Source organism: Rhizobium leguminosarum (assembly GCF_002953715.1).
Classification (GTDB): domain Bacteria; phylum Pseudomonadota; class Alphaproteobacteria; order Rhizobiales; family Rhizobiaceae; genus Rhizobium; species Rhizobium leguminosarum_V.
This window is the reverse complement of sequence record NZ_CP025014.1, coordinates 126,235-146,747: the sequence shown is the minus strand read 5'-3', so window position 1 is coordinate 146,747 and position 20,513 is coordinate 126,235. Positions and strand designations below refer to the sequence as shown.

26 protein-coding genes are annotated in these 20,513 nt (G+C 61.2%); 15 read left to right on the top strand and 11 right to left on the bottom strand.

Annotated elements, in window-relative coordinates:
• Positions 1–17: 17 nt before the first annotated feature.
• The 3 genes from CUJ84_RS30235 to CUJ84_RS30225 form a co-directional block, all read right to left on the bottom strand.
• Entirely contained in the window at positions 18–722 is a 705-nt protein-coding gene (locus tag CUJ84_RS30235) for an ABC transporter permease (RefSeq protein WP_105009320.1), read from the bottom strand.
• A gap of 10 nt (positions 723–732) precedes the next feature.
• The gene (locus CUJ84_RS30230) at positions 733–1,458 is read right to left on the bottom strand and encodes an ABC transporter permease (protein WP_105009319.1); all 726 of its coding nucleotides are present in this window, start codon (positions 1,456–1,458) and stop codon (positions 733–735) included.
• A 218-nt stretch (positions 1,459–1,676) separates the two neighbouring features.
• The gene (locus CUJ84_RS30225; protein ID WP_105009318.1) at positions 1,677–2,519 is read right to left on the bottom strand and encodes a transporter substrate-binding domain-containing protein; all 843 of its coding nucleotides are present in this window, start codon (positions 2,517–2,519) and stop codon (positions 1,677–1,679) included.
• A 196-nt stretch (positions 2,520–2,715) separates the two neighbouring features.
• On the opposite strand from CUJ84_RS30225, the gene hutC (CUJ84_RS30220) reads away from it, so the two are divergent.
• On the top strand, positions 2,716–3,471 hold the full coding sequence (gene hutC, locus CUJ84_RS30220) for a histidine utilization repressor (RefSeq protein WP_105009317.1): 756 nt from the start codon (positions 2,716–2,718) through the stop codon (positions 3,469–3,471).
• 36 nt (positions 3,472–3,507) lie between these two features.
• On the opposite strand, the gene hutC (CUJ84_RS30215) is transcribed toward hutC (CUJ84_RS30220), so the two are convergent.
• Together hutC (CUJ84_RS30215) and CUJ84_RS30210 are read right to left on the bottom strand one after the other, a co-directional pair.
• Positions 3,508–4,230 (bottom strand): histidine utilization repressor, encoded by a 723-nt coding sequence (hutC, locus tag CUJ84_RS30215; protein ID WP_105009316.1) that lies wholly within the window; start codon positions 4,228–4,230, stop codon positions 3,508–3,510.
• A gap of 121 nt (positions 4,231–4,351) precedes the next feature.
• The gene (locus CUJ84_RS30210; RefSeq protein ID WP_105009315.1) at positions 4,352–5,698 is read right to left on the bottom strand and encodes a formimidoylglutamate deiminase; all 1,347 of its coding nucleotides are present in this window, start codon (positions 5,696–5,698) and stop codon (positions 4,352–4,354) included.
• Positions 5,699–5,821: 123 nt separating this feature from the next.
• Between CUJ84_RS30210 and hutI the strand changes: the two genes are divergently transcribed.
• The 6 genes from hutI to CUJ84_RS30180 all read left to right on the top strand — a co-directional run bounded on the left by hutI (position 5,822) and on the right by CUJ84_RS30180 (position 12,524).
• Positions 5,822–7,084 (top strand): imidazolonepropionase, encoded by a 1,263-nt coding sequence (hutI, locus tag CUJ84_RS30205; protein WP_105009314.1) that lies wholly within the window; start codon positions 5,822–5,824, stop codon positions 7,082–7,084.
• Complete coding sequence (gene hutH / locus CUJ84_RS30200) at positions 7,081–8,616, top strand: histidine ammonia-lyase (RefSeq protein WP_105009313.1); 1,536 nt, start codon at positions 7,081–7,083, stop codon at positions 8,614–8,616. Before hutI ends, hutH begins: the two co-directional genes overlap by 4 nt.
• A gap of 4 nt (positions 8,617–8,620) precedes the next feature.
• Positions 8,621–9,439, top strand: coding sequence for an N-formylglutamate deformylase (gene hutG / locus CUJ84_RS30195; protein ID WP_105009312.1), 819 nt, complete (start codon positions 8,621–8,623; stop codon positions 9,437–9,439).
• Positions 9,440–9,463: 24 nt separating this feature from the next.
• On the top strand, positions 9,464–11,137 hold the full coding sequence (gene hutU, locus CUJ84_RS30190; RefSeq protein ID WP_024319882.1) for a urocanate hydratase: 1,674 nt from the start codon (positions 9,464–9,466) through the stop codon (positions 11,135–11,137).
• A gap of 6 nt (positions 11,138–11,143) precedes the next feature.
• A complete protein-coding gene (locus tag CUJ84_RS30185) occupies positions 11,144–11,719 on the top strand; it encodes a HutD/Ves family protein (RefSeq protein WP_105009311.1) in 576 nt (191 codons plus the stop codon).
• 175 nt (positions 11,720–11,894) lie between these two features.
• Entirely contained in the window at positions 11,895–12,524 is a 630-nt protein-coding gene (locus tag CUJ84_RS30180) for a J domain-containing protein (protein ID WP_105009310.1), read from the top strand.
• Between the two features lie 28 nt (positions 12,525–12,552).
• Here CUJ84_RS30180 and CUJ84_RS30175 read toward each other — a convergent pair whose 3' ends face one another.
• Positions 12,553–13,254 (bottom strand): DUF899 family protein, encoded by a 702-nt coding sequence (locus CUJ84_RS30175; protein WP_105009309.1) that lies wholly within the window; start codon positions 13,252–13,254, stop codon positions 12,553–12,555.
• A gap of 453 nt (positions 13,255–13,707) precedes the next feature.
• On the opposite strand from CUJ84_RS30175, the gene CUJ84_RS30170 reads away from it, so the two are divergent.
• The 4 genes from CUJ84_RS30170 to CUJ84_RS30155 all read left to right on the top strand — a co-directional run bounded on the left by CUJ84_RS30170 (position 13,708) and on the right by CUJ84_RS30155 (position 15,162).
• A complete protein-coding gene (locus tag CUJ84_RS30170) occupies positions 13,708–14,241 on the top strand; it encodes a hypothetical protein (RefSeq protein WP_245457626.1) in 534 nt (177 codons plus the stop codon).
• Entirely contained in the window at positions 14,138–14,410 is a 273-nt protein-coding gene (locus CUJ84_RS38950) for a hypothetical protein (protein WP_105009308.1), read from the top strand. Before CUJ84_RS30170 ends, CUJ84_RS38950 begins: the two co-directional genes overlap by 104 nt.
• A 161-nt stretch (positions 14,411–14,571) precedes the next feature.
• The gene (locus CUJ84_RS30160) at positions 14,572–14,862 is read left to right on the top strand and encodes a CopG family transcriptional regulator (RefSeq protein WP_105009307.1); all 291 of its coding nucleotides are present in this window, start codon (positions 14,572–14,574) and stop codon (positions 14,860–14,862) included.
• Entirely contained in the window at positions 14,863–15,162 is a 300-nt protein-coding gene (locus CUJ84_RS30155) for a hypothetical protein (RefSeq protein ID WP_105009306.1), read from the top strand. It begins immediately after the preceding gene.
• 13 nt (positions 15,163–15,175) lie between these two features.
• Here the strand turns inward: CUJ84_RS30155 and ligD are convergent, their stop codons facing one another.
• Together ligD and CUJ84_RS38450 are read right to left on the bottom strand one after the other, a co-directional pair.
• A complete protein-coding gene (gene ligD / locus CUJ84_RS30150) occupies positions 15,176–16,219 on the bottom strand; it encodes a non-homologous end-joining DNA ligase (RefSeq protein WP_105009305.1) in 1,044 nt (347 codons plus the stop codon).
• 323 nt (positions 16,220–16,542) lie between these two features.
• A complete protein-coding gene (locus CUJ84_RS38450; protein ID WP_199788869.1) occupies positions 16,543–16,920 on the bottom strand; it encodes a hypothetical protein in 378 nt (125 codons plus the stop codon).
• A 158-nt stretch (positions 16,921–17,078) separates the two neighbouring features.
• On the opposite strand from CUJ84_RS38450, the gene CUJ84_RS38945 reads away from it, so the two are divergent.
• Positions 17,079–17,393, top strand: coding sequence for a hypothetical protein (locus tag CUJ84_RS38945; RefSeq protein WP_105009304.1), 315 nt, complete (start codon positions 17,079–17,081; stop codon positions 17,391–17,393).
• Positions 17,390–17,614, top strand: a complete 225-nt coding sequence (locus CUJ84_RS30135; RefSeq protein WP_105009303.1) for a hypothetical protein — start codon at positions 17,390–17,392, stop codon at positions 17,612–17,614. The genes CUJ84_RS38945 and CUJ84_RS30135 overlap by 4 nt, the downstream gene beginning before the upstream one ends.
• A gap of 308 nt (positions 17,615–17,922) precedes the next feature.
• Here the strand turns inward: CUJ84_RS30135 and CUJ84_RS30125 are convergent, their stop codons facing one another.
• Positions 17,923–18,183 (bottom strand): DUF982 domain-containing protein, encoded by a 261-nt coding sequence (locus CUJ84_RS30125; protein WP_018496974.1) that lies wholly within the window; start codon positions 18,181–18,183, stop codon positions 17,923–17,925.
• Positions 18,184–18,463: 280 nt separating this feature from the next.
• Here CUJ84_RS30125 and CUJ84_RS38090 point away from each other — a divergent pair, with 280 nt between their 5' ends.
• Both CUJ84_RS38090 and CUJ84_RS30115 read left to right on the top strand, forming a co-directional pair.
• Positions 18,464–18,676, top strand: a complete 213-nt coding sequence (locus CUJ84_RS38090) for a hypothetical protein (protein WP_156925179.1) — start codon at positions 18,464–18,466, stop codon at positions 18,674–18,676.
• A 419-nt stretch (positions 18,677–19,095) separates the two neighbouring features.
• On the top strand, positions 19,096–19,434 hold the full coding sequence (locus CUJ84_RS30115; RefSeq protein ID WP_105009650.1) for a helix-turn-helix transcriptional regulator: 339 nt from the start codon (positions 19,096–19,098) through the stop codon (positions 19,432–19,434).
• Between the two features lie 264 nt (positions 19,435–19,698).
• Here CUJ84_RS30115 and CUJ84_RS30110 read toward each other — a convergent pair whose 3' ends face one another.
• Both CUJ84_RS30110 and CUJ84_RS30105 read right to left on the bottom strand, forming a co-directional pair.
• Positions 19,699–20,187 carry a GNAT family N-acetyltransferase gene (locus CUJ84_RS30110; protein WP_018069827.1) on the bottom strand — a complete coding sequence of 163 codons (489 nt, stop codon included), beginning with the start codon at positions 20,185–20,187 and terminating at the stop codon, positions 19,699–19,701.
• Positions 20,187–20,471, bottom strand: coding sequence for a DUF1778 domain-containing protein (locus CUJ84_RS30105; protein WP_026170739.1), 285 nt, complete (start codon positions 20,469–20,471; stop codon positions 20,187–20,189). The genes CUJ84_RS30110 and CUJ84_RS30105 overlap by 1 nt, the downstream gene beginning before the upstream one ends.
• Positions 20,472–20,513: the final 42 nt, after the last annotated feature.

The window sequence follows — 20,513 nt, the reverse complement described above, 5'->3', positions numbered from 1 at the left end:
ATCGGGTCAAAAACTGCTTACGCCTTCAGCGCGTGCGGGGCCGCGCGGCGGTGTCGGGACAGCGAATATTCGAGCAGAGCCATGCCCTGCAGGATGATGAAGTTGAGGACGAGATAGATGATCGCCGCGCAGAGAAAGACTTCCATCGTGCGATAGGTCTGCGAGATCAGCCGCTGCGCCACGCCGGTGACCTCCCAGACGGTGACGAGGCTTGCGAGCGCCGTCGACTTCATCATCAGCACGATCTCGGTGGAATAGGCCGGCAGCGCGTGGCGAAAAGCGATCGGCGCCAGGATACGGCGGACCAGCAGGAAGCCGGACATGCCGATCGAGCGCGCCGCTTCGATCTCCTTCGGCGAGACGGCGCGAATGCCGCCACGGAAGATCTCCGCCGTGTAGCCGGCGGTGCAAAGCGCCAGCGACAGCACGGCGCAGACCATCGGCTCACGCAGGAACGGCCAGAGGAAGGAATAACGGATGAAGCCGAACTGGCCAAGGCCGTAGAATACCAGGAACATCTGGATCAGCAGCGGCGAGCCGCGGAAGATGAAGATATAGCCTTTGGCGAAGCTCGAAAGCACCCGGTTGCCGCTGGTTCGCATCCAGACGATGACAAGCGCCAGCAGGCCGCCGGAGACGATCGACAGCGAAAACAGGATGAGCGTCGTCGGTACGGCCTTGAGCAGGGTGACCATGGTCGAGGCGATGAAGGTGAAATCCATTGTCGCCTCCTTACGCCTGGCCCATGGCGGATGCCGGCATGCTGCGATTGGCGCGGCGCTCCGCCCCGTTGAAGATGCGGTCCGAAAGGCTGGTCAGGAGCAGGTAGAGGCAGCCGCCAGCGATGAAGAACAGGAAATATTGCCGGGTCGAGCCCGCCGCCACCTGGCTGGTGCGCATCAGCTCGGCAAGACCGGTAACTGAGATCAGCGCCGAATCCTTGAGACTGAGCTGCCACACGTTACCGAGGCCGGGAATGGCGAGGCGAAACACCTGCGGCATGATGATGCGGCGAAGGCGCATGCCGCGATGCATGCCGATCGCCGAGGCGGCCTCAAGCTCGCCCTTGGAGATGGCGAGAAAAGAGCCGCGGAATACCTCCGCCTGATAGGCGCCGGAGATGATGCCGACGGCAAGCGCGCCGGCGATAAAGGAGGGCAAGCCGAGGAAACCTTCGTAACCCATCGCCTGGCCGATCGAGGTGACGGCCGACGAGCCGCCAAAATAGATGAGATAGATGATCAGCAGTTCGGGCACGCCGCGAAACACGGTCGTATAGACATTGCCGAGCGTGACGAGGACGAGATTGCCGGAGAGTTTCGCCGCCGCGACGATCGCGCCGAGCACCGCGCCGATCGCCAGCGCCGTCGCCGTGACAGCCAGCGTCATCAAGGCGGCAGCAATAAGCAGCGCGCCCCATCCGGTCGAGCCGAAGCCGAGCAATTCCAAGCTTGCCATATCGTCCGTTCCCCGTCCGTGGCAGTGTTTTGCGGATTGACACCAGAGCATGATGCCGAAAAGTGTGAGCGGTTTTCGGACGACATCATGCTCTAACTCTTTTATTTAGAACAGGATTCAGATTTTAGGCCGACCCGGCCTAAAATCATCCTGTTCGAGCATGCTGCCTCCGGCGATAAAGCCGGAGACAGGTGTTTGCGGCCGAAAGGCCGAAACGCTTATTCCTGCGGGCTGACGTCGACCTTGAACCACTTCATCGACAGGTTCTTGACGGTGCCGTCGGCAAGCGTCGACTTGATCGCCTCGTTGAACTTGTCGCGCAGGTCCGTATCGGCCTTGCGGATGCCGAGGCCTTCGCCCTCGCCCCAGATCGAGCCGACGATCTCGGGGCCGGTGAAGTCGAGCGTGTCGTTGGCGCTCTTGAACGCGTTGGCGAAATAGACGGCGTCATCGAAGCCGAGGTCGATACGGCCGTTCTGCAGGTCGAGGTCGCGGTCGGCGCCGGTCTTGTATTCGCGAATCTCGGCAATATCGCCGAAATTGTCATAGACGAACTTGGCATAGACGGTGGCCGCCTGGATGCCGATCGTCTTGCCCTTGAAGGCGGCCTTCAGCGCGTCGATCTCCTTCACGCCGGTCTGGCCGGGTGTCATCTTGATCGTGGCGCCGGTGCCGGCGGCCTTTGCCAGCGGGCTGTCCTTGGCGGTGGCGAAGGCCGCAGGGGTGGCTGCATAAGGAATGGTGAAGCCGATCACCTGCTTGCGCTCCTCGGTGATCGACAGCGCATCCATGATGACGTCGAACTTGCCGGCGTTGAGCGCCGGGATCATGCCGTCCCAGTCGGAGGCGACCAGCGTGCACTCGATCTTGGCGCGCTCGCAGAGCACCTTGGCGAGTTCAGGTTCGAAGCCACCGAGCGTGCCGTCGGCATTGGTGAGGTTCCAGGGCGCATAGGCGCCTTCGAGTGTAATGGTCGCCTTCGTCCAGTCCTTGGAAAAGGCAGGCGCGGCGAAGGCGGAAAAAGCCGCCACGCCACAAAGCAGGATTGCGCTGAATTTCATTTGTGAATTCTCCTCTGGAGTTGAAACAGACCTTGCGGCACCACGGCCGATCTTCGCCGGCTTGCCCTTTCCTGTCCTATTTCTGTTTCAAGGACCGATTGGGAGGTTGTATATGGTACCATATGAGATATTTTGTGATATGCAAGAGGAAAGTCGAATTATGTAGCGAATTCCATTCGTGCAAAAGGAATAGGCAATGAAGCGTCCCGGCGAGATGAAGCGCGAACTGGCGGAGAATGATAGCACCCCGCTCTATGCCGGCGTCAAGCAGGTGATCCTCGACCGCATCCAGAGCGGCGAGTGGCCGCCGAAATATCGGGTACCCTCGGAAAACGAGCTGGTCGTCGAGCTCGGCGTCAGCAAGATGACCGCCAACCGGGCGCTGCGCGAACTTGCCAACGAGGGCGAACTTGTCCGCATCCAGGGCGTCGGCTCCTTCGTTGCCGAGCGCAAGGGCTATTCGGCACTGTTCGAGGTGCGCAACATCGCCGAGGAAATCGCCGAACGCGGTCATGTCCACGAGGCCTCCGTCGTTGTTCTCGCCAAGGAAACCGCCTCTCCCGAGGTTGCCGACGCACTCGAACTGCCGATCGGTGCTGCGGTTTTCCACTCGCTGATCGTCCACAGCGAAAACGGTGTTCCCGTGCAGATCGAGGACCGCTTCGTCCATCCGGAGGCGGCCCCGGAATATCTCGCCCAGGATTTTTCGACGCTGACGCCGAACGCTTATCTGACGGCCGCGGCCCCGCTCAGCGGCTCCGAGCACGTTGTCGAGGCGGCGATGCCGCAGGCCTGGGAATGCAAGCTGCTGACCATCATGAAGACCGAACCGTGCCTGACGATCCGCCGGCGCACATGGTCGGCAAAGCAGGTGGTCTCGACCGCCCGCCTCGTCTATCCCGGCCACCGCTACCGGCTGGAAGCGCGCAGCGGCAAGCTGTTCGAGGAATGAAAACACTGCCCATGTTGTATATGGAACATAGCGGACTTATTGCGACGCCGGCGTGAAACGCGCCACCAATGCATGACGATCGCCCGGATAGGTGAAGCGCACATGCGTTACCGGGCCGGCGCCGCTCCAGGTCCGGCGTTCGACCACGAGGCAGGCGGTATTGCGCGCTATGTCCAGGACGGCGGCCACCTCGGCACTGGCCGAGACGGCGTGGATCCGGTGTTCGGCCGTGCTCCAAGGCACCTGGTTGAGCAGCCAGGGACCTGGCGCCATCGTCAGGAAATCGGCAGCCGCGGCCTCAGGAACCGTCGCAAGACTGATCAGCCGCTCCTCCAGGCAGAAGGGCCGCGCGCCAGCATTGTGGATGCAGACGACCTCGACGACCGAGGACGCCACCGGCAGTTCCAGCCTTCGACTGTCTTCCGCCTTGGCCTTGCGGCTCGTCTTCTTCGATACCGCATAGGAATAGGGCAGGTTCAGCGACTGCACCTCGGCCTTGATATCGTGGATCTCGAGAACCGCCGATTGCGCCTGCGGCTGGGTGACGAAGCTGCCGGACTTCTTGCGGCGCTCTATAAGGCCAGCCTTGGCGAGCTGGGTCAGCACCTTGTTCATCGTCATGCGCGAGCAGTCATATTGCGTGGCGAGATCGACCTCGAAGGGAATACGGTGCCCCGGCGGCCAATCGCCCGAGACGATACGGCCCTCGATGTCGCTGAGGATGCGCTGATGCAAGGTGGGATCCCTGCTTTGGTTCATCGCCACGTTCCGATTGGTCTCCTGCTATCTCTTTGTTTTTACGCAATTCCGGACGAAAAACCACTACACACTTTTGCTGGAACTGCTCTAATTCCAATGTCCGGACAGGAAAAGCTCTTTTTCAGGCAGCCAGCAATTCGCCCATCGCAGCGAGGAATCGCCGGTCGATGGCGTCACGCCTGAGATGGCGACCGCTCTCCACCTGCTTGCGGCCGCGTGCCCAGACGCAATCGATGGAAATGCCGCCTGCAAACAGCCAGTGATCGAGGATCTGGTCACCTGTGAGATAAGGAACGGCCGTGGTATCGAGCGATACGATATCGGCGTGATGGCCCTCGACGAGACCTGCCGGTGCTTTCAATGCGGCACCGCCGCCAGCAAGCGCATGTGTGAACAGCGAAAGCGCCGTCGAACCGCCGGGTGCCGCGACGACGTTGCGGGCGCGAAGCGCCAGACGCTGCGAATATTCGAGCTGGCGCAGTTCCTCCGGCACGGAGATCAGCACGTTGGAATCCGAGCCGATGCCATAACGCCCACCCTCTTCGAGGAAGAGCGGCGCGGCAAAGGCGCCGTCGCCGAGATTGGCTTCGGTGATCGGGCAGAGGCCGGCGATCGCCCCGCTTTTCGCCATTCGCCGTGTTTCGTCCTCGGTCATGTGCGTCGCATGGATCAGGCACCAGCGCTCATCCACAGGCGCATGATCGAGCAGCCATTCCACAGGCCGCGCGCCGGACCAGGCGATGCAGTCCTCGACCTCCTTCACCTGCTCGGCGACATGGATATGGATGGGACCCTCGCCCGCCATCGGCACGAGGCTTGTGAGCTCGTCCGGCGTCGCCGCGCGCAGGCTGTGCGGCGCCAGCCCGAGCTCGGCGCCGTCGAGCCGGCCGGTGACTGCCCGGCATCCCTCCATCAGCCTTTCGAAGCTTTCGAGCGAATTGATGAAACGCCGCTGACCATCGATGGGAGCAGCTCCGCCGAAGCCGGAATGGGCATAGAAGACCGGCAGCAGCGTCAGCGCGATGCCGGCCTCTTCGCTCGCCGCGCCGATGCGTTCGGCAAGCTCGGCGATATTGGCGTAAGTGCCGCCATCCCTGTCGTGGTGGAGATAGTGGAACTCGCCGACGCGGGAAAAACCGGCTTCCAGCATTTCCGCATAAAGCTTGGCCGCCACCGCCTCGACATGCGCCGGCGTCATCGCCAGGGCAAATTTGTACATGACAGTGCGCCAGCTCCAGAAGCTGTCATTGGCTGGGCCGCGCACTTCGGCAAGGCCTGCCATCGCCCGCTGGAAGGCATGGCTGTGCAGGTTCGCCATGGCGGGAATGAGAAGGGCATGGCGTTCGTCGCCAGGCCCGGGAGAAGTGCCGATTTCGACCCGCGCGATGCGCCCGGCTTCGAGCGTCAGCCTGACATCCTTCTGCCAGCCTTGCGGGGTCAGCGCCGTGTCTGCGTGAAGTGTGGTCATGGCCTTCCCTCTCATTTTGCCGCGACGCCGATCTTTCTTTTCCAGAAAAGCGCGCAAAATTTCTCTTGTCACCTGTCGATTATGTATATACATGTTATTGGCATAAGGAAAGGCGCAAAGCTGATGACCGGGAACAATTTTTCAGAGGAAGCCTCATCCGCCGACGCGCGTCCGGCGCTTTGGCGCAATGCGCGGCTGGCCACGCTGGCGCCTGGTAAAGAAGGGCTCGGCATCGTCGAAAAGGGCGCCGTGCTGGTCGAAAACGGCCGCATCGCCTTTGCCGGCGCCGAAAGCGACCTGCCGGCATCGGCCATCGAACACTCCGAAATCGTCGATCTCGAAGGCCGCTGGGTAACGCCCGGTCTCGTCGACTGCCACACCCATATCGTCCACGGCGGCAACCGCGCCCGCGAGTTCGAAATGCGCCTTGCAGGCGCGACCTATGAGGAGGTCGCGCGTGCCGGTGGCGGCATCGTCTCCTCGGTGAAGGCGACCAATGCGCTGTCGGTCGAGGAGCTTGTCGCAGAGGCGCTGCCGCGGCTCGACACGCTGCTTGCCGAAGGTGTCACGACGATCGAGGTCAAATCCGGCTACGGACTGAACCGAACCGGCGAAGTGAAGATGCTGCAGAGCGCCCGCCTGCTCGGCCATATCAGACCGGTCCGCGTCGCCACCAGCTATCTCGGTGCCCATGCGACGCCTATAGAATACAAGGGTCGCAATGGCGATTATCTCGATGATGTCGTCCTGCCCGGTCTCGACGACATGCATAATCTCGGCCTTGCCGATGCCGTCGACGGCTTCTGCGAGGGCATTGCTTTTTCCACGGCCGAGATCGCCCGCGTCTTCGACAAGGCGAAGGCGCTTGGCCTGCCGGTCAAGCTGCATGCCGAGCAGCTCTCCAATCTTGGCGGCGCCAAGCTCGCCGCGTCATATGGCGCACTGTCAGCCGATCACCTCGAATATCTCGACGAAGATGGCGTTGCGGCGATGGCCGCAGCCGGCACCGTCGCCGTGCTGCTGCCCGGCGCCTTCTACGCCATCCATGAAAAGCAGAAGCCGCCGGTAGAGGCGTTGCGGCGGGCAGGCGTGCCGATCGCGATCGCCACCGATTGCAATCCCGGCACCTCGCCGCTCACCTCGATGTTGCTTACCATGAACATGTCGGCCACACTTTTCGGCCTGACCGTCGAAGAATGCATTGCCGGCGCCACCCGCGAAGGCGCCCGCGCGCTCGGCCTGCTCGACAAGACAGGAACGCTCGAAGCCGGCAAATCCGCCGATCTCGCCATCTGGAATATCGAAAGCCTCGCCGAGCTCGTCTACCGCATCGGCTTCAACCCGCTTCACGCACGCGTCTTCAAGGGCGAAAGGAACGGTCGATGACCATCACGCTCCACCCGGGCTCCGTCTCGCTCAAAGATCTCGAAACTATCTACTGGACGGGCGCACCGGCAAGGCTCGATCCGGCCTTTGATGCGGGGATCGCCAAGGCCGCTGCCCGCATCGCCGAGATCGCCGCCGGCAATGCGCCGGTCTACGGCATCAATACCGGCTTCGGCAAACTCGCCTCGATCAAGATCGACAGCGCCGATGTGACCACCTTGCAGCGCAATCTCATCCTGTCGCATTGCTGTGGCGTCGGCGCGCCGCTGCCTGAGAATATCGTGCGGCTGATCATGGCGCTGAAGCTGGTCTCGCTCGGGCGCGGCGCCTCCGGCGTGCGGCTGGAGCTGGTGCGGCTGATCGAAGGCATGCTGGATAAGGGCGTCATTCCGCTGATCCCGGAAAAAGGCTCGGTCGGCGCCTCCGGCGATCTCGCGCCCCTTGCCCATATGGCGGCGGTAATGATGGGCGAGGCCGAAGCCTTCTTCGCCGGCGAACGCCTCCCGGGCGCTGAAGCCCTCGAAAGGGCCGGCCTCAAACCGGTGGTACTCGCCGCCAAGGAGGGCCTGGCGCTGATCAACGGCACCCAGACCTCGACGGCGCTGGCGCTTGCCGGTCTCTTCCGCGCCCATCGCGCCGCACAGGCAGCTCTCATCACCGGCGCCATGTCCACCGATGCCGCCATGGGCTCTTCGGCCCCCTTTCATCCGGATATTCACACATTGCGTGGCCATAAGGGCCAGATCGACACGGCAGCCGCGCTTCGCGCGCTGCTCGAAAACTCCATCATTCGCCAGAGCCATATCGAGGGCGACGAGCGTGTGCAGGATCCCTATTGCATTCGCTGCCAGCCGCAGGTCGACGGCGCTTGCCTCGATCTGCTGCGCTCGGTTGCCCGCACCCTTGAAATCGAGGCCAATGCGGTCACCGACAATCCGCTGGTGCTCTCGGACAATTCCGTCGTCTCCGGCGGTAATTTCCACGCCGAGCCTGTTGCCTTCGCCGCCGACCAGATCGCGCTTGCCGTCTGCGAGATCGGCGCGATTTCGCAGCGCCGCATCGCGCTGCTGGTCGATCCGACCCTTTCTTACGGCCTGCCGGCCTTCCTCGCCAAGAAGCCGGGCTTGAACTCCGGCCTAATGATTGCCGAGGTGACGTCTGCGGCGCTGATGTCCGAAAACAAACAGATGTCGCACCCGGCCTCGGTCGATTCGACACCGACATCGGCCAACCAGGAAGACCATGTCTCGATGGCCTGCCATGGCGCCCGCCGCCTGCTCGGCATGACCGAGAACCTGTTCGGCATCATCGGCATCGAGGCGCTGACCGCCGCCCAAGGCGTCGAACTGCGCGCGCCGCTATCGACAAGCCCGGAACTTGGCAAGGCGATCACCGCGATCCGCACCAAGGTCCCGAGCCTCGACGTCGATCGCTACATGGCAAACGACCTCGCCGCCGCCGCCGAACTGGTGGCGACGGGCGCGCTGAACGCCTCGGTTTCATCTGGCATATTGCCGGTATTGGAGGGTTGAGACGATGGCGACGGAAAAAGTCTCCTCCCCATGCGAAATTCGCCAAGGCACCTCGCCCGTCATCCTCGGTTTCCCCCATACCGGGACCGAGGTGCCGGCTGAGATTGCCGACCGCCTCAACGACAACGGCAGGATGCTGGCCGACACCGACTGGCACATCCATGAGCTCTATGACGGCCTGCTCGACAATGTCACGATAGTGCGCGCCACCTTCCACCGCTATGTGATCGACGCCAACCGCGATCCCCAGGGCGTCAGCCTCTATCCGGGCCTGAATACCACCGGCCTCGTTCCCCAGACGGATTTCGACGGCAAGGCGATCTGGAAGGATGGGCAGGCGCCTGACGAAGCCGACGTCGCGGCGCGGCTGCGGGACTTCCATGCCCCCTATCATGCCGCACTTGCCGCCGAGATCGAGCGCGTGAGAGCAATCCATGGCGTCGCAATTCTCTACGACTGCCACTCGATCCGCTCCCACATTCCCTTCCTCTTCGAAGGCAAGCTGCCGGATTTCAATATCGGCACCGACATGGGCAAGACGTGCGACAGCGCGATCGAGCAGGCGACACTCACCGTCGTCGAAGCCGCCGAAGGTTACGACAGTGTGCTCAACGGTCGCTTCAAGGGCGGCTGGACGACACGCCACTATGGTCGGCCCGACACTGGTGTGCACGCGATCCAGATGGAGCTCGCGCAATCGACGCATCTCCAAACCGAGGCGCCGCCCTTCGCCTACGATGCCGCCAAGGCAGACAGACTTCGCGTCCATCTCAAAAACATTCTGGTGCGCATCGAACAGATTGCGCCAGGCCTGAAACGATAACGATCACTCGACAGGGGAACAGCCATGAACAATCCACGCCACAATATCCGCGAAATCCGCGCACCCCGCGGCAACGATCTCAATGCCAAGAGCTGGATGACCGAAGCGCCGCTGCGCATGCTGATGAACAATCTCGACCCCGACGTCGCCGAAAACCCGAACGAGCTCGTCGTTTATGGCGGCATCGGCCGCGCAGCCCGCACCTGGGAGGATTTCGACCGCATCGTCGCAACGCTGAAGACGCTGACGGAAGAAGAAACCTTGATCGTCCAATCCGGCAAGCCAGTGGCCGTATTCCGCACCCACAAGGATGCGCCGCGGGTACTGATCGCCAATTCCAACCTCGTGCCGCATTGGGCGACCTGGGATCATTTCAACGAGCTGGATAAGAAGGGCCTTGCCATGTACGGCCAGATGACGGCCGGCTCTTGGATCTATATCGGCACGCAGGGCATCGTGCAGGGCACTTACGAGACCTTCGTCGAGGCCGGCCGCCAGCACTACGGCGGCAATCTCAAGGGCAAATGGATCCTGACCGGCGGGCTCGGCGGCATGGGCGGCGCCCAGCCGCTCGCCGCCGTCATGGCCGGCGCCTGCTGCCTGGCCGTCGAATGCAATCCCGATTCGATCGATTTCCGGCTGCGCACCCGCTATGTCGACGCCAAAGCCGAGACGCTCGATGAAGCGCTTGAGATGATCGACCGCTGGACCAAGGCCGGCGAGGCAAAGTCCGTCGGCCTGCTCGGCAATGCTGCCGAAATCCTGCCGGAGATGGTCCGCCGCGGCATCCGCCCCGATATCGTCACCGACCAGACTTCGGCCCACGACCCGATCAACGGCTATCTGCCGAAGGGCTGGACGATGGGCGAGTGGAAGGCAAAGCGCGAAAGCGATCCTAAGGCTGTGGAAAAAGCCGCGCGCGCTTCGATGCGCGAGCATGTCGAAGCGATGATCGCCTTCTGGAATGCCGGCGTGCCGACCCTCGATTACGGCAACAATATCCGCCAGGTCGCCAAGGACGAGGGCCTCGAAAACGCCTTCGCCTTCCCGGGCTTCGTGCCGGCCTATATCCGCCCGCTGTTTTGCCGCGGCATCGGCCCCTTCCGCTGGGCAGCCCTTTCCGGCGATCCGGAGGATATCTACAAGACCGATGCCAAGGTGAAGGAGCTGCTGCCTGACAACAAGCACCTGCACAACTGGCTCGACATGGCCAGGGAGCGCATCGCCTTCCAGGGCCTGCCGGCACGCATCTGCTGGGTGGGCTTGGGCGACCGTCACAAGCTCGGCCTCGCCTTCAACGAGATGGTGAGAACAGGCGAACTCTCCGCCCCGATCGTCATTGGCCGGGACCATCTGGACTCCGGCTCCGTCGCCTCGCCGAACCGCGAGACCGAAGCGATGAAGGACGGTTCCGACGCCGTCTCCGACTGGCCGCTGCTCAATGCCCTGCTCAACACGGCATCGGGTGCGACCTGGGTGTCGCTCCATCACGGCGGCGGCGTCGGCATGGGCTTCTCGCAGCATTCGGGCATGGTCATTTGCGCCGATGGCACGGACGATGCGGCAAGACGCCTCGAGCGCGTGCTCTGGAACGACCCGGCGACCGGCGTCATGCGCCACGCCGATGCCGGCTACGAGATCGCCATCGAGTGCGCCAAGGAAAAGGGCCTGCGCCTGCCCGGCATTCTCGGGAACTGAACCCTCATGAGGATCCTGCGCGCCGGCGATCACAAACGCATGCCCTGGAAAAACGGCAAGGGAGAGACGGTGGAGATCGCCGTCTTTCCACCCGGCGCTTCGATCAACGACTTCGACTGGCGCATCAGCATGGCGACGGTCGCAGAGGACGGCCCGTTTTCGATCTTTCCCGGCATCGAGCGGACGCTGGCGATCCTTGATGGCAACGGCATGGTGCTCGATGTTGCAGGCAATTCACCGGTGCTGCTGACAACAGCAAGCGATCCGCTGGCCTTCCCGGCGGATGTCCCCGTCGCCGCCAGGCTCGAGGACGGAGCGATCACCGATCTCAACGTCATGACGCGCCGCAACGGGCTCACCCATACGCTGATCCGGATCGACGTCGATGGCAGCAAGGCCGTGCCGCTGCCGCCCTCGACATGCCTGTTGCTGTGCCATCGCGGCGCACTGTCATTCCGGCGAAACGGCGAGACCGGCGCGCTTGCGGCCGGCGATGCGGTGCTGATCGACGACGCGGCCGCAACCATGCTTAAAATCGATGGCGAAGCCAGATGTTATCTCGCTTCGATCACCACAAGCTGATCTTCGAGCAACAAATTGAAAACATTAAACAATCGAGGATTTGGCGAAGCATGTGCATAAACCATCGCCATCTCGGGCCATGGACGTCATTCCTCGTTTCGGTCTAAACTTCGCCCTTCTGATGCAGAAGAAGACCTAGACTGCCCGCAACGTGCCGGGGAGCAAGGGAGCAGGCGTGACGGATCCATACGATATTCTCGGCGTTGAACGCGATGCGGACGAGGCGCAGCTGAAGGCCGCCTATCGGCGCCTGGCGAAGGTTGCCCATCCCGATTCGGGTGGTGATTCGGACGCCTTTGCCCATCTGCAGAAAGCCTATGGGCTGCTTCTCGATCCGGTCCGGCGCAAGGTCTACGACGATACCGGCTACGACGTCGAATTCGCCGATGCGGCCGAATTGCAGGCGCTGGTGATGATCGAGAAGCTCGTCACCGATGCAGTGCTTGACGAGCGCGCGCCCGGAAGTTTCGATCCCGTAGCCGTCATGCAGGACAGTCTTTCCGAAGAACTGCGCAAGGCGCGTTTCAGCAGGAGCGAGCTGGAGCGCCATGCCTCGCGCATCGGCCTGCATCTGGAACGGCTGGAAAAACAGTCCGGACGCGATGTGCTTGCCCACATGTTCCGCGCCCGCATCGAAGCGATCTCCAAGGCGGTCGCGGAAACCGAGGCAAAGATCAAGGCGACCGAACGCGCCGCCGACATGCTCTCCGGCTATGTCTACGACATCGATCCGCCACCGCTGCCGGATGACGCGGTCACCAGCATCGAATGGGTCGAGGCCTCAAGAAACCGTTCCACCGGCTGACGGCCGACGACGGACGACGCGGCTGATCTTAATAAGACAGCTTCGGATACCAGTCCGCCGGCCGGCCCTCGGGCGTCGAATCGATGACGGTCCAGAGCGGCATCAGGTCGGGCGCGCCGCGCGGATCCTCACCGGGATCGGCCGTCACCCCGCCCATCTCCTGGCTCCAGAAATGGCGGATGGTGCCGTCGCGCCGCGTGAACACGTTGAAGGCGGCGTCATCGCCGCCATCTCCGCCGATCGCGTGATAGTCGCGGCTGTAATCGTCCGTCATGTCGGAATAAAGCGGCAGGTGATGCCAGCCACGCTCCTTCTTGAAGGCGAGCAGCCTTTCAATCGGCGAGCGGGCGACGACCGCAAGGGCTGCGCGCTGCTGAATGTCAGGCACCTCGCCGTCCCAGGCCGAGAGCAGCGAAGTGCACATCGGGCACGGGCGCTCGCGTTGCGGGCCGAACATGTAGCTGTAGACGATCAGCGTGTCCTTGTCGGCGAAGAGCTCGGCAAAGGAGATCGGCCCGTCGCTGCCTTCGAAGCGATAGTCTTTCGTCACCTCGCCGCCCGGCGGCAGCGCCCGGCGCTGTCTTGCCACGCGCTCGATGTGCCGGCGCAATTCGATCTCTTCGGCCAGCAGCGCGTCGCGGGCGCTGCGATACGCCTCGCTCTCATTGGGGAACCGGACGCCGTTCTTGGCCGCAAGCACGGTGGCGGGGACCAGATGCTGATTATCCATGACAATAGCTCCTTCTGTTGCCTGAGGACGTGCTGAAGCCACGACCGCGGTGCCAGCACATCATTACAAGGACGATCGGCTGATGCGAAAATCGACAGCGCCGACGGAAAATATTCGCCCCGCGCTTTGGCCGGCTCAGCGCCCGGATCGCCAAAGCCCAGCAGATCAAGAACGCGCGTCCCGAAATGCGGACCCCATCGAGCCAGCTCATGATCAGCATTGCGCCCTTCCGAGAGGACGCCGCCGACCCGATCGTACATGCCCCGCGAGCGGATCGCCAGATTTGCTTCGTCGGGCGGCGCTGCGCTTTCACAAACAGTAAGACAGGCTGGGCAGCACGCCAATGGCAGCGTTCTCCCTACATCCTAAAGCTGCGTTAACGATAGATTAACTTGCAATTTGACGTGGAGCCGAATTCTGAGATGTTAGCAGCGGGCAACTGAGGGGTTATCCGTGAAAATGTATCTGTTAGCTCGACGTTTCGGCGTCGTGGCGATGTCGTTCGCCTTGGCGAGCTGCACAACGACGCCGGTTGAATTCAACAACAAGCCGTCGGTCGTGAGCAAAGCCGCGCTTTGCAAGACGGCACTGGAAACGCAGGATCCAGCGTTTCAATTCCAGCTCGTGGCGGAAGTAAACCGTCGCGGGATGAGCATGTTGGAATGTGAGCAGATGGTTGCCCAGCAACGGCAGGCCGCTGCGGTTCTCGTGGGGCTTGCATTGGTCGGGACGGCGGCGCAGTATGCGCCAATGGCAACTGCGGCGGCGGAGCATATACTCCAACGAGACGCTATCCAGGCAACTGCCAGTACGATTGGCAGTACGACGCCGCGGGCAATAGGTGCGGCGGCAGAAGCGCAATGTCTCGTCCGGGAGGTTGGTAGTGCGGAGAGTGATGGCGCCGTTGTTTGCGAGCACTCTGCTGGTGTCAACCCTCGCAGGCCCCGGCTTCGCGCAGAGGTTCGGCGGGAATTCCTGCGTCGATAACTGCGAGGGTCACAGGGCCGGCTATCAATGGGCGGAGGAGAACGGCATTCAAAGCGAGGACGATTGTTCGGGCAATTCATCATCTTTTGAAGAGGGATGCCGGACTTATGTCGAAGACTCTGGCCGCGGGGCGGAGTACGACGATGATGGGAACGAGATTGACGAGTAGCACCTGATGACCCGCTTCATTTGCAAATTTCCGGCGGCTTCTCTCCTCGACGGCTGCGCCTTTAGACGGCCGGCAGCTTGGATGGGCTGTCCGTTAGACCGGCAAATCGTGGTGGGCATCAATTTCGCTACGCCATCCCTAATGTCCGCGCAGGTGAAACCATGACATCCCCCGACACCGCAACCCTTCTCGAAGACGCCGCCGATCGGATCGCAGATATCTCACGCGCCGATCTGCAGATCATGCTTCGCCGGGCAGCACTGCGCTTGCGCAATTCCGGCGCCGTGTCGATGGAGGATGATGTTGAGGAGGCCCTGCGCGACCTGGCCAGCGAGTTTGGCATGACGCGTAACGACACGATCAGGTTCATCGTGCGGGAGTGGATGGAGAAGAACACTTATCTGCCGGTGCATGCCCTGGACGAAGATGGCGATGTGGATGGGGAAGCTTGATTGGGTGACGATCGAATTCAGTTGTGGATCGGACTATGCCTCGTGGGCTGCTTCTGCGCGTACAGCTGGTATTGGTACATCAAATCCATCATTTTCTATTATAAGAATGGCTTCGACTTCAGCGAAGATTTCGGCCCAAAATTTTCCGAATTCGAAGATGATGATCGCTTCACGGCGAAGCCGAGAGAGAAACTCCTGATCGTTTGGCCTCTTTTCGTGGTGGTCAGCTCTGCCATCCTTATCCCAATTACTTTAGCTTTGACGGGGATCCTCAAGCCTTGTTACAATTGCGGGCCGTAGCGGCGCTGGCGGATTATTCCATCTCATAAACCGTCGCCTCATCCTGCACCTCCCGCAGCCCCTTAAATGCGGCATGCCGCAGCTTCCCGTCATGCGTCCAGGCCCGATATTCGATCTCAGCAACAAGCTCCGGGCGGATGAAGACGGCATTCCGCTTTCTCCCAGTATCGACAGAGGGCTTGCCGATGATCAGCTTGTCCATCTGCTCCCGGAGCTCGGCGGCGGATCGTTCATTAAAGCCGGTCCCCACTCCCCCGACATAGACGAGCTCATCTCCTTTGCGCGCGGCGAGCAGAAGCCGCGCGATGCCCCCGAACGCTGCCGTAGACTTCTCGTAGCCGACGATCGCGAAGCCGTCGCTTTGGATACATTTGATCTTCAGCCATTCGCCGCCGCGACCGCTGCGATACGTGCTGTTCCGGTCTTTCGCGATGATCCCTTCGAGCCCATGCTCGCAGGCGATGCGCAGGAGCACGTCACCATCGGCATCAATCTCCTCGGATAGCCGGATGGCCTCCTCGCCCCCGGCCGGTACCAGCCCCTCGAGGAGATGTCGACGCGAGGTGAGTTCGGTCTGCCTGATGTCTCGGCCATCGAAATAGAGCAAATCGAACGCCATCAGGACCGCCTCGCGGGACATCCTCTTGCCGCCGCGGCCGCCGAGCGATTGCTGAAGCCTCCCGAAATCTGACCGGCCATGCTCGTCGAACACGCCGGCCTCGCCGTCCAGTACGGCGGTGGCGACAGGAAGGCGCCTTGCTTCGGCGGCGATAGCGGGGAAGCGATCGGTCCAGTTGTGGCCGCCGCGCGTCAGGATATGCACCCCGGACGGGTCGATGTGGACGGCCAGGCGGTAGCCGTCCCATTTCACCTCGAGCGCCCATTGTGGCCCCTTGGGTGGCTTCGGCTTCAGGAGAGCAAGGCAAGGATCGACACGATCCGGCATAGGGTCGAGGGGAAGATTTGGTTGCGCGAGATTTCGAGGCTTGCGCGGCCGGGATCGAACCGGCTTATCAGCATCCTGCAGGAGCGGCTTTGGTTTTGACGGCTTTGTCATGCCGCCATCCCATCAGCAATGTCTAAAAAAGCAATTGCCTAATACGAGTTATTGACTTCGGCCAGGACGAGAACATTTAGCCAATCGCTCGACGGTAGACGATGGATCACTCACAGATTTGCGAGCCGACGCGTCCTGAAAAACTACTGGAATTGCACGGTCGGCCGGCAAGTGGTCGACACGCTCTTCAACTGAAAGAAAGGCTTCGCTACGACGTGGAGCCCGAAACAGGGAAACGAACTCAAAAAAATCTGTCGGCACGGGAACAATATGCTCCGTTGATCGTAAAACCTTCGGGCCGTGCGGAGATTCGTTACACTTCGCTATGCGACCCACCTCAACCTTAGCCCCGCTCCGTAGTGGGGCTTTTTTTGTGTCTGCGGTTTCGCCAGACTTGCAGCGCACCTTCGTGCGGCAGCGGTTTTGGAGGCATGCAAGGTGGCTTCGTCATGCCGGAACTTCATCAGCAATGCCTTAAAAAGCAATTGACCCAGATTGATTATTGACTCCGCTCTCGATGCGAACATAATAAGAACATCGGCGCCGCGGCCGCCATTCTGAAAATCGAAATACGGAGCACGGATATGCGAGAGCAGCCGATCGGCGAAGCCGTGGAAGACGATGAGCGTGCAAAGGTGATTGCCTACCACAGAGGCGATGCGCACGCAGCTATAGACACCCTGCTGGAAGATATTCGTCACCTTCGCCGGCAGTTGGCATTGACAGAAGGCGCCATGAGCCGAGGCATGGCGCGCGGCTGGCGACCGAGCTACCATCGAGACTGATATGCCCCATTATGAGGGAAAGCGGCTGCGATGGCCGGTCTGCAACGTTGAACCCGAGACCAGGGCTGGCGCGTATGCTTGACCGTCCCCAACCAAAGTCCGTGTCGTTCGAAACTGCTCTGAGGGACTGGTGGTCGTCGCAGCCGCAGCCTTTCCGCGAGAGCGTTAGTCTGTCGGCCGCGCGCGCTTGCTTTCGCGCGGGATACACGGCAGGCAAACACACCCTTGAACGGCGCTTCGTATTCAAAGCCGGACGAATGCGCATCACAGTTTGGGCAACAGGCATGTCGGAAGCCAAGAAGAAGGCCGAAGCTGAGGCTGATTTCCGCGCGGCCCAGAAGGGGTGGACGGTCCCGAAAGCGGGCTGGCAACTCCAGGAGGAAAGATGAGCGACACCGACAGACAGCCGCTGACGGAAGCGCCGCAAATGCATGTCCACTATTGCGAAGAAAAGGGATGCGAGGAGTGGGGCGGCTGGGGCAACAGCCCCTCCCCGGCCGTGGCGACCCGCTGGTGGTGCTTCGAGCATTTCCCGCACAAGTCATATGAGCAGGAACAGGCACTCAGGCGGAAGCTCGAGGCGACCGAGCGTGGAGATATTGTTCAATGATTGCTGGGCGGATCATCTGCGCATCTTTGACCGTCGGCGAGGCGACACGGTAAAATGAGACGGGCAGAACACGCGGTTGCTGGGGAAGGTGCTCCTTCATCTCTGGCATCGACACGCCGAAGATAGGATCGCACGCGAAGTGCAAGAAGGAACGGAAGCTGACAATTATTGCCAAAGAGGGACCGAAAGAACTGCGGGCTGAGCGCGGCCTGAAAGTGATGTTCAGCGGCATGACGTGCGCATGCAGCGGAACGAGAGGGCCGTGTCATGAAGGCGCCCGTGAACTCATTTCACCGTCGGCTGCGAACTCAGTGAACGGTGATCACCGGAATGCCCGCTTCGTCGGCGGCACGGATAAGCGCTGCTCGCGCGTCCTGAGCCGGAATTTCCCCGTGAATTGCATTCCGGCACGCCCTAATCGCTATGAGATATTCTTCTCCATCGTCGATCGGCCAGCTAACCGTCAGCATTTCGGCAGCCTGGAAAAGGGTCGCGACAAGCTTGTATTTTTCCGACCCGCTTACAACGAGCATTAGAGGGGTAAACTCTGCGGATGTGTGCCATTTCATGACTTTAGGTCTCCCACGGTAAATATATTAGTAACCGTGCAAGAACTGTTCCGTGATCTTCGCCGCATCCCGAAGCTCGTTTTGCAGGCCGCATCATGGAAAGGAGAACATTTCTTAAAGGCGCTTCAGTCGCCTCAGCATCGCCGGCGTCAGCAGGGGCACCTGTTGGTAGGGTCGGCGGCGAGCAGTTCGCTGCTCGAGAAAAACATCTCGTTCACGGCGCCACCTCTTGAATAAACGGAAGGACACGCGAGTTTTCCCGGCTAGCGAGGAGGAAATCATGTCCGTACCCAACGAGCCTATCGTTCCGCCGCCAGCGCCGCCGATCGGCAATCCCGAGCCTGAGCGAGATCCTGGGGAGACTCCACCGCCTGACGGCCCCGAGCCAGACGACGGCGACGATCCGATGACGCAAGCTCACGCACAGGAGGCCCAACGAAGCCCGACTTGGGGACTGCTCTGCCGCGGCGTTCAGGTGCATGCTGCTGACTAAGATCATGCGACGTTCTTTCTGATGGGAGTGAGCTCCCCGTCCTTGGGCAGATCCGCTTGATGATTGCAGGCATAAGATCGATCACCTCGGCCAGTGACCAAACTCGTCCAGAATCGGTCGCTTGTCGGCTTGGCAACTCGATCGATATCGCTCGACAGTCGCTTCGTCCAATTCCGATCGGTCGCCATCCTAGTCCGGCTCGCTATCCGTCCTCCGAACCAGGATGACAACAACGGCTTCATCCCCTCGGGACGGGACCCTAACGGTAACAATCAACGCTTGACAGCTGCCTCTGACCGGTGAGTTGTTGGCACGTAGCGGCGGCGGCGCGCAATATCGCGGGAAACTCTTCGAAAATAATGATCTATAAATAGGCCGCAAAGGACTTTCGTGGTTTATTAATGGATCAAAAGGTGATCATGCCCAAGCCCATATCACGCGCTTACTCACGTTACAGCCGGGACGCCCTGCTAGTTTTCAGCCAGTTGATCAGGCGCGCTCGGATCGAGCGCAAACTCACCACACAGGAGTTGGCAGACCGCGCCGGTATCTCGCGCGGCCTGGTGCAGCGGATCGAAAAGGGCGACCCTGCCTGCGCCATCGGAGCCTTCTTCGAGGTGGCCGCCATTGTGGGCGTGCGCCTGTTCAACGCCGATCATGCCACACTTTCAACGGCGATATCGGCAAACGACGCGATGCTTGCTCTTCTTCCGAAGTCCGTTCGCCCCTCCTCTACCCAGGTGAATGATGACTTCTAAGGCTGAGAACAACGAACTTTCGTCTGGGTGTGGTTATCGGAAAGCACAGAGCCAGTCGTCTTGGGAGTATTTCTCCAAATCGTCCTTGGGCGGCTCGTCTTGTAACCGGCTTTCTTCTTCTACTGCCGGCAGGCTCCAAATATTCGAAATCATGTGGCAATTAGGACATGGATTCCGATTTTAGACAAACTTTTCAAAGCTCTCCGTCATTTCGCCGACCGTCGTTGGGTTGTCAGAGGAGCGGGCGAAGGCGATTTTCACCGATCACTTCAGGCCTACTTGAGCTTTCAATGACAACACCAAGGCCATAGGATTCGCGGGCGACGCTGCAAATCCAAAATGCTCATAGAAGGCCTTGGCTTCATCGGAGATTGCGTGAACCAGAAGGCCGCGAATACCCATGATATGGGCTGCCTGTCCGGTACGCAGCACGGCGTCTTGCAACAGCGCGGCTCCGATTCCTTTTCCCTGCCAGTTGCGATCGATAGCCAGACGGCCAAGGACTGCCATGGGAACCGGGTCGGGCATGTTGCGCCGGATCGCTCCCGGCGCATCCGCGACCGCGAGCGCTCCCGATGAGAGGCAGTAATAACCGACAACGCGCTCACCCTCGCAGACCACATATGTTCGCGATGCGCCGCTGACCTGATTGGCCCGCGCCCTGCGGCGCAGCCATTCATCAAGGCTGTCGTGCCCGCTGTCGAATAGCTGGAGATCGTGCGCTTCGCCAAGAAGCGTCGGTGCCGACAACATTACGGCTGCCAGGGTTTGGGAGCGTTCATCAACCGTTCGAAGCCTTCGCTACTTGGCGGCTGGTCGAGGACGGCGAGATAGTGTTTGTAGCTGTCAGGATCGACCCGCACCAATGTCTGATCGAGAAGCGCGTCTTCGGCGGCACGGCGCGAAGCGTCGATCATAAAATCCGAACGGGTTTTCCCGTGGGCCTTGGCGGCGCGGTCGATCAGGACGCGAACGTCCTCACGAACCCTCAAGTTAACGGCGCGGGTATGGGTGTCAGTGGCGTTTTTGCTGGTCATGGCCTTTTCCTTCAAGGCCATATACCACAAACGCATACACAA

Excerpts from the sequence above, each read along its gene's own strand:
- CUJ84_RS30235 (WP_105009320.1), bottom strand. The coding sequence starts at position 722 with ATGGATTTCACCTTCATCGCCTCGACCATGGTCACCCTGCTCAAGGCC.
- CUJ84_RS30230 (WP_105009319.1), bottom strand. The coding sequence starts at position 1,458 with ATGGCAAGCTTGGAATTGCTCGGCTTCGGCTCGACCGGATGGGGCGCG.
- CUJ84_RS30225 (WP_105009318.1), bottom strand. The coding sequence starts at position 2,519 with ATGAAATTCAGCGCAATCCTGCTTTGTGGCGTGGCGGCTTTTTCCGCC.
- hutC (WP_105009317.1), top strand. The coding sequence starts at position 2,716 with ATGAAGCGTCCCGGCGAGATGAAGCGCGAACTGGCGGAGAATGATAGC.
- hutC (WP_105009316.1), bottom strand. The coding sequence starts at position 4,230 with ATGAACCAAAGCAGGGATCCCACCTTGCATCAGCGCATCCTCAGCGAC.
- CUJ84_RS30210 (WP_105009315.1), bottom strand. The coding sequence starts at position 5,698 with ATGACCACACTTCACGCAGACACGGCGCTGACCCCGCAAGGCTGGCAG.
- hutI (WP_105009314.1), top strand. The coding sequence starts at position 5,822 with ATGACCGGGAACAATTTTTCAGAGGAAGCCTCATCCGCCGACGCGCGT.
- hutH (WP_105009313.1), top strand. The coding sequence starts at position 7,081 with ATGACCATCACGCTCCACCCGGGCTCCGTCTCGCTCAAAGATCTCGAA.
- hutG (WP_105009312.1), top strand. The coding sequence starts at position 8,621 with ATGGCGACGGAAAAAGTCTCCTCCCCATGCGAAATTCGCCAAGGCACC.
- hutU (WP_024319882.1), top strand. The coding sequence starts at position 9,464 with ATGAACAATCCACGCCACAATATCCGCGAAATCCGCGCACCCCGCGGC.
- CUJ84_RS30185 (WP_105009311.1), top strand. The coding sequence starts at position 11,144 with ATGAGGATCCTGCGCGCCGGCGATCACAAACGCATGCCCTGGAAAAAC.
- CUJ84_RS30175 (WP_105009309.1), bottom strand. The coding sequence starts at position 13,254 with ATGGATAATCAGCATCTGGTCCCCGCCACCGTGCTTGCGGCCAAGAAC.
- CUJ84_RS30160 (WP_105009307.1), top strand. The coding sequence starts at position 14,572 with ATGACATCCCCCGACACCGCAACCCTTCTCGAAGACGCCGCCGATCGG.
- ligD (WP_105009305.1), bottom strand. The coding sequence starts at position 16,219 with ATGACAAAGCCGTCAAAACCAAAGCCGCTCCTGCAGGATGCTGATAAG.
- CUJ84_RS38945 (WP_105009304.1), top strand. The coding sequence starts at position 17,079 with ATGCTTGACCGTCCCCAACCAAAGTCCGTGTCGTTCGAAACTGCTCTG.
- CUJ84_RS30135 (WP_105009303.1), top strand. The coding sequence starts at position 17,390 with ATGAGCGACACCGACAGACAGCCGCTGACGGAAGCGCCGCAAATGCAT.
- CUJ84_RS30125 (WP_018496974.1), bottom strand. The coding sequence starts at position 18,183 with ATGAAATGGCACACATCCGCAGAGTTTACCCCTCTAATGCTCGTTGTA.
- CUJ84_RS38090 (WP_156925179.1), top strand. The coding sequence starts at position 18,464 with ATGTCCGTACCCAACGAGCCTATCGTTCCGCCGCCAGCGCCGCCGATC.
- CUJ84_RS30115 (WP_105009650.1), top strand. The coding sequence starts at position 19,096 with ATGCCCAAGCCCATATCACGCGCTTACTCACGTTACAGCCGGGACGCC.
- CUJ84_RS30110 (WP_018069827.1), bottom strand. The coding sequence starts at position 20,187 with ATGTTGTCGGCACCGACGCTTCTTGGCGAAGCGCACGATCTCCAGCTA.
- CUJ84_RS30105 (WP_026170739.1), bottom strand. The coding sequence starts at position 20,471 with ATGACCAGCAAAAACGCCACTGACACCCATACCCGCGCCGTTAACTTG.